Source organism: Siphonobacter sp. BAB-5405, from assembly GCF_002872335.1.
In the GTDB taxonomy this organism is placed as follows: domain Bacteria; phylum Bacteroidota; class Bacteroidia; order Cytophagales; family Spirosomataceae; genus Siphonobacter.
Genome location: NZ_NJAG01000155.1, coordinates 1 through 2,058 on the forward strand (window position 1 = coordinate 1; position 2,058 = coordinate 2,058).

Consider the following 2,058-nt stretch of genomic DNA (forward strand, 5'->3'; position numbering starts at 1 on the left):
GGCCAGGATCCCGCTTATCGAGTGATGCGGTTGGTAGATGAACATCGCAAGCAGAATGATTTTGCCCAATGGAAAGCCTATCAGTGGCAGGCGTACAATCGAATCCAGATTTCGGTAAAGAATCTTTCCGAAACGTTTAAAAAGAGAAAAATCATCCGGGACATCTACGAGAAGATAGCCCAGGTTGAATCGTCGCGAACGAACAAGGCGGACGTTGTCATTCCTATTTATTCTTCCGAGTCGATTTCTACCGTTTTTTCCCGGAAAGATCCCCTTCGGATGAAAGAAGTGATTCATAAAAAATACGCCAAAGGGCTCGGAGTGGCCGACGATGATTTCATCGCCCGATTAACGGCTTCGGGTTATAATACGATCAACTTCTATCAAAACTGGGTGGGGCTGTTTCGGAAAGAATTTATTTCGCCTGTAGCCAAAACCGGAACTGGCTTTTACACCTATTTCCTGAGTGATACCGTACGGGTAGGTTCACAAGCCTGCTATAAAATTGATTTTGACCCCAAAAACGAGCATGATCTGGCGTTTCGGGGAACGATGTGGATCGACACCACTTCCTACGCTCTGGTCCAAATTGACGCGGCCATTGGAAAGACAGCCAATATTAATTTCATCGACAATATTCTGATTCAGCAGGAATATGAATCAGTAACCCCAAACGAACACACCTGGATACCCCAGCAAACGCAGGTATCCATTGAGGCTTCGGGGCTTTTTGATCAAACCACCGGAATCGTGGTGGGGCTCACGGTCAGTACGAGCGACGCCGTAGTGAATCAGCCCAGGCCCGCTGATTTTTTGATACCCCCGTTGAGATTGCAGCTGATAGCCCTGTCGAGGATCAGGCATTCTGGCAGACCCAGCATCAGCAGCATATGACCAGGGAAGAGCAGCATTCCGTGGCCCTGATCGATACGGTAGGTCAGGTGCCCTCCTTTAAACGACTGGCCCGCTGGGTTGATTTTGGAATGAATGGGGGCTATCTACCGCTTTCCAAAAGCCTGGAGTTTGGCTCTCTATTTTCCAGCTATGCCTATAATGCCATCGAAAACAACCGGTTCTGGGTAGGGATGCGTACCAGTCCGGGATTTAGTAAGAAGTGGTTGGCGAAGGGTTACCTGGCGTATGGGACTCGCGACCAAATCCTGAAACACGGCTTGGAGGTGACGTTCGTGCCCTCGACCGCTCCATTTACCCGTTTTGGATTTAAAACGGATTTTGACATCGATCAAATCGGTATTCGTCAGGTAGATATTGGGGACAACCCTTTATTTCGGTTGGCTTCACGGTTCGGAAAGCTGAATGGGGCTTTCTACCAGCGAGACATCCAGTTGTTCTGGCAACGGAATTTTTGCAGGATTTTACGGGTACGCTCACCCTGCGGCATCGGCGGTTTAATCCCATTTTTGAGTTTCGTCCGCAGGAGTTTATGAATGATCGTATTTCCATTGTAGGTCCCTACGATGCCCCCGAAGCAAGCATTGCCCTTCGGTACATACCCAACCGCCTGCCTACTCGAAACCCCAACCGGGTTCGGATCCGTAAGGGAAGTACTTCGCCCAGTATTGGTCTGAACTATACGATAGGACATATCACCGACGCTGAATTAGGCCCTTTAGAGAAGAAACTCGGCGACTATCACATGTTTAAAGCGGACGTATCTCATACCCTTCGCCTGGGTCTTATGGGTAAAACGGATTACACGATTGAAGCCCTGTATACGCCTTCGTTACTACCGGTTAATTTACTGAATGTGCATTTGGGCAATGAGACGTTTTTATACGCTAAAAATGCTTTCAACCTGATGAAGTATGCCGAGTTTGCCAGTGATCGGTACGTATCGCTTGCCTTTCATCATTCGTTTGAAGGATTGTTCACCAACCGGGTTCCCTTACTGAATCGATGGAATCTGCGGACGTTTGCGGTGGGTAAAGTACTGGTTGGCGGGTTGCGAAAAGAAAATGAAACCCTGGTATCGAAATACTTTACCAATGACGAGATTCCGTTATCGCARRTTTTACTTACCTAAATCGCTGGGGAATG

General features: G+C 48.2%; 3 protein-coding genes. All 3 read left to right on the plus strand.

Translation table 11 applies throughout. The features are described from left to right. Positions 1-894 (plus strand): DUF5686 family protein (locus tag BWI97_RS27895; protein ID WP_233208087.1); only part of this gene is annotated, 894 nt, incomplete at its 5' end. Then, positions 891-1,448: a hypothetical protein gene (locus tag BWI97_RS26725; protein ID WP_102203463.1), complete on the plus strand. Its 558-nt coding sequence runs from the start codon at positions 891-893 to the stop codon at positions 1,446-1,448. The genes BWI97_RS27895 and BWI97_RS26725, both read left to right, overlap by 4 nt. Then, positions 1,367-2,044, plus strand: a complete 678-nt coding sequence (locus BWI97_RS26730; protein WP_146011089.1) for a DUF5686 family protein — start codon at positions 1,367-1,369, stop codon at positions 2,042-2,044. The genes BWI97_RS26725 and BWI97_RS26730 overlap by 82 nt, the downstream gene beginning before the upstream one ends. The last annotated feature ends 14 nt before the right edge of the window (positions 2,045-2,058 follow it).

Excerpts from the sequence above, each read along its gene's own strand:
- BWI97_RS26725 (WP_102203463.1), top strand. The coding sequence starts at position 891 with ATGACCAGGGAAGAGCAGCATTCCGTGGCCCTGATCGATACGGTAGGT.